Annotated in this window: 3 protein-coding genes; all 3 read left to right on the forward strand. The window is 55.3% G+C overall.

Annotated elements, in window-relative coordinates; all coding sequences use genetic code 11:
• Nucleotides 1–289: 289 nt before the first annotated feature.
• The 3 genes from recG (at nucleotide 290) to acpP (ending at nucleotide 3,688) form a co-directional block, all read left to right on the forward strand.
• Nucleotides 290–2,329: an ATP-dependent DNA helicase RecG gene (recG, locus tag LPA02S_RS11075; protein WP_056956427.1), complete on the forward strand. Its 2,040-nt coding sequence runs from the start codon at nucleotides 290–292 to the stop codon at nucleotides 2,327–2,329.
• A 12-nt stretch (nucleotides 2,330–2,341) separates the two neighbouring features.
• Nucleotides 2,342–3,358 (forward strand): phosphate acyltransferase PlsX, encoded by a 1,017-nt coding sequence (plsX, locus tag LPA02S_RS11080; RefSeq protein WP_054651154.1) that lies wholly within the window; start codon nucleotides 2,342–2,344, stop codon nucleotides 3,356–3,358.
• Between the two features lie 81 nt (nucleotides 3,359–3,439).
• Nucleotides 3,440–3,688, forward strand: a complete 249-nt coding sequence (acpP, locus tag LPA02S_RS11085) for an acyl carrier protein (protein WP_054651156.1) — start codon at nucleotides 3,440–3,442, stop codon at nucleotides 3,686–3,688.
• Nucleotides 3,689–3,737 lie beyond the last annotated feature (49 nt).

A 3,737-nucleotide genomic window follows, 5' to 3' on the forward strand; every position in this document is an offset into this window, starting at 1 on the left:
GCAGCTCGTTTTAAAACGCACGAGTAAATCGGGCCCGCTGCAGCATTCTCTAGGACAGTAACCAGCCCGCACTTGGCTTCACTGTCGTAGCGGGTTACACGCAAGTTTCTGCGGGGCGCAGCTCGTTTTAAAACGCCCGGGTAAATCGGGCCCGTTGCAGCATTCTCCAACACAGTGGTGGGCTCAAACTCACCCACATTCTAGAGACTATTTGCAGCATTGAGAATATGCTCCATAAATCTCCAAAAACCAGCACCAACCATGGTGCACATGAAAGGAGGCGTTGACCATGCCACTTAGCGATGCGGTCGGGGTTCTGCCCGGTGTTGGCCCCAAGAGGGTGGAAGCACTCGCGGACCTCGGTATCGTGACGGTCAACGACCTGCTTTTTTATTTTCCGTTTCGGTACGACGATTTGCAGGAGCGGGATTTGGCAACGGCCGTTGATGGTGAAAAGCTGACGGTTAAAGGCACGGTAGTGGCGGATCCGGTGATTGCTCGTTTTGGGCCACATAAGGTGCGCGTGACCGTGCGTTTACAGGTCGACCGCACCGTGATTCTCGTGTCCTTTTTTAACCAGCCCTGGTTGAAGGATCGGTTTCATCAAGGCCAAGAGGCAGCCATTTACGGTAAGTGGAACGTTGGGCGCAATGCGCTCAGCGCCATGCGGCTGGTGGCCACAAAGGACCAGGATGCTCCCTCAATGGCGGCAATTTACCCGCTGAGTCAGGCGGTTCACCAGAAGTTTTTGGTGGACACGATTAAGGTGGCGTACGAACATTACGCCGATGAGATTAAGTCGGTGGTGCCCGAACAGTACCGCACACGGTTGCAATTATTGACCGACCGCGAGTTAGTGCGCCAGATGCACTTTCCGGCTAATCCCGCTGAGGCTGCAGCGGCACGACGCTCAGCCATTTTTCGCGAGTTCTTTTTGTTTGAGGTGCAGTTGCAGGCAATCAAGCAAAGGGACACCGCGCAGGTCAACGGCTTGCGCATCCCCTTTGACAACCATAAAGTCCGCGCGTTTATCCAAACACTGCCGTTTGAATTAACTGCAGCCCAAAAGCGTGTGGTGAATGAAATTTGCGCGGATATGCTCAGTACCAAACACATGAACCGGCTGCTGCAGGGGGATGTTGGTAGTGGGAAGACCATCGTGGCGGCAATCTGCATGTATGCCGCTGTTACCGCACATTTTCAGGCGGCGCTAATGGTGCCAACGGAGGTGCTGGCTGAACAGCATTTCGCCAAGCTCAGCCAGTTATTCGAGCCTGTCCACGTTAGCGTGGCGCTACTGACGGGTGCGACATCGGCCGCTGATCGCAAAGTTATTTTGGAACGGTTGCGGTCTGGTGACCTGGACATCGCGATTGGTACGCACGCGTTGATTCAAAAAGGTGTTGACTTTAACGCCCTAGGTTTTGCCATTATCGATGAACAGCACCGGTTCGGGGTTAAGCAGCGCGAGGTTTTGCGTGCCAAGGGGTTGAAACCGGACGTTTTGTCGATGACCGCCACGCCAATTCCGCGTACGCTTGCGATTACCGCGTATGGTGAAATGGACGTATCCACGATTGACGAAATGCCGGCCGGCCGCTTACCCGTGCGCACGCTTTGGTTGCACAAACAGCAACAGGGTCGCGCGGTCCGCATGGTCGAGGAGGCCGTAGCGGCTGGTGGACAGGCGTTTGTGATTACGCCGCTGATTGCGGAGTCGGAGGCCGTGGACCTCAAGAATGCTGAGGCGGTGTACGCGGAGATGCAGGAGACGTTCGCGAGCAAGGCCGCCGTGGCGCTGCTCCACGGACGCATGAAGCCGGACGAGAAGGACGCCATCATGCGTGACTTTGCTAGCGGGCAAACTGCGGTGCTGGTTTCGACTACCGTGATTGAAGTTGGGGTCGACGTTCCGAACGCCACGATGATGATGATTCTCGATGCCGACCGCTTTGGTCTGGCTCAGCTCCACCAGTTGCGTGGTCGCGTGGGTCGTGGCCGCAAACAGGCGACGTGCATTCTTATTGCCGACCCGAAAAGTGACAGTGGTGTCAGTCGGATGGAGACGATGGTTGACACCAATGATGGCTTCAAAGTCGCTCAGCGTGACCTCGAGTTACGGGGGCAGGGCGATATTTTTGGGGCCAAACAGTCGGGCCTGCCAGATTTCCGTCTGGGCGATCCGGTCGGCGACTTTAACATTCTGGATACGGCGAACAAAGTCGCTTCCACAATTTTTACGGATGATCCAGGACTCGAAACACCAGGAAATGCAGTATTATCACGATATTTAAACGGCCGTTTGGCTCAAGCCGAAAGCCTAAATTAGGAGGACTTTTTCATGAAGATTGCTGTTGACGCCATGGGCGGTGATGATGCACCTGACGTAGTTGTTGCGGGTGTGGAGCGGGCACGGGATGAGGATACGCGCCTAGAGTTCCTGCTATTTGGCGACGAGCAACGCGTGCGGCCGCTCATTAAGAATGACGAACGCATCACGCTTGTGCCCACCACAGAGGAAATTTCCGGCAACGAGGCGCCCGTACAGGCGATTCGCCGGAAGAAGGACGCGTCGATGGTCAGGGCGGCCCGTGCGGTCAAAGACGGCGAGGCGGACGCTCTGCTGTCCCTGGGCAGCACCGGCGCATTACTGGCGGCTGGATTGTTCATTGTTGGTCGCATCAAGGGGATTGACCGTCCAGGGTTAATGCCCACTTTGCCGGCCGCAACGAACGACCACGGCTTTGTAATGCTGGACGTGGGCGCGAACGCGGACAACCGTCCGGTACACCTCTACCAGTATGCGGTTATGGGCAATTTTTACGCCAAGGATGTCCGTGGTATTGATAACCCACGCGTGGGGTTACTGAACAACGGGACCGAGGAGCACAAAGGTGACGAGTTACACCAAGAGGCGCATAAACTGCTGGCAAACGCGGCGGGACTCAACTTTATTGGTAACGTGGAGGCTACCGGTCTATTGGATGGCGTTGCGGACGTCGTGGTGACCGATGGCTTTACGGGTAACGCGGCGCTAAAGGCTGTGGAAGGCACGGCACACACTTTGCTGCACGCGTTGAAGGACACCATCATGAACAGCGGTGTGAAGGGCAAACTGGGCGGTTTATTGTTACGGAACGAAATTCGTGGCGTGGCGGACAAGTTTGACGCATCACGCTATGGTGGCGCGGTGTTGCTAGGATTGCAGGCGCCGGTAGTGAAGGCTCACGGGGCGGCGGATGCGCGGACGGTGTATTACACGATCAAGCAGGTGGCCGATATGGTGGACAAGCAGACGATTGCGAAGTTTGTGCAGTACTTTGAGGAACACACGATGGCGGCACCGGACGCAGAGTAATTGCGATTTGTCGTGCAAAAGTAATGGACATTGACGGCTTTTTAGAATATAGTGGTTCGGTAATTAGTGAGGAGGCTTACCGTGAGCGAACAGGAAATTTTTGATCAGATCTCATCGTTGTTACAGGACCACTTTCAGTTACAGGAGGGTACCATTACCCGGGACCTAAACTTTAAGCGGGACTTGGACGCCGATTCTATCGACATTGTGGAATTTGTGTTGGAGTTAGAGGACACCTTTAACGCCGAGATTCCGGATGAGGATGCTGAGCAAATCCAGACGGTCGGGGATGCGGTTGACTACATCGCCGCGCACCAGTCGGATAAATAATGAGTATGAATGATACGGGGCGGCCAGGGGCGGCCCCGTTTTTTTTAGA

Origin of the sequence: Lacticaseibacillus pantheris DSM 15945 = JCM 12539 = NBRC 106106 (genome assembly GCF_001591865.1) — a bacterium.
GTDB lineage: Bacteria > Bacillota > Bacilli > Lactobacillales > Lactobacillaceae > Lacticaseibacillus > Lacticaseibacillus pantheris.

Bases quoted from the DNA above. Each gene is read 5' to 3' on its own strand.
- recG (WP_056956427.1), top strand. From the start codon at position 290: ATGCCACTTAGCGATGCGGTCGGGGTTCTGCCCGGTGTTGGCCCCAAG.
- plsX (WP_054651154.1), top strand. From the start codon at position 2,342: ATGAAGATTGCTGTTGACGCCATGGGCGGTGATGATGCACCTGACGTA.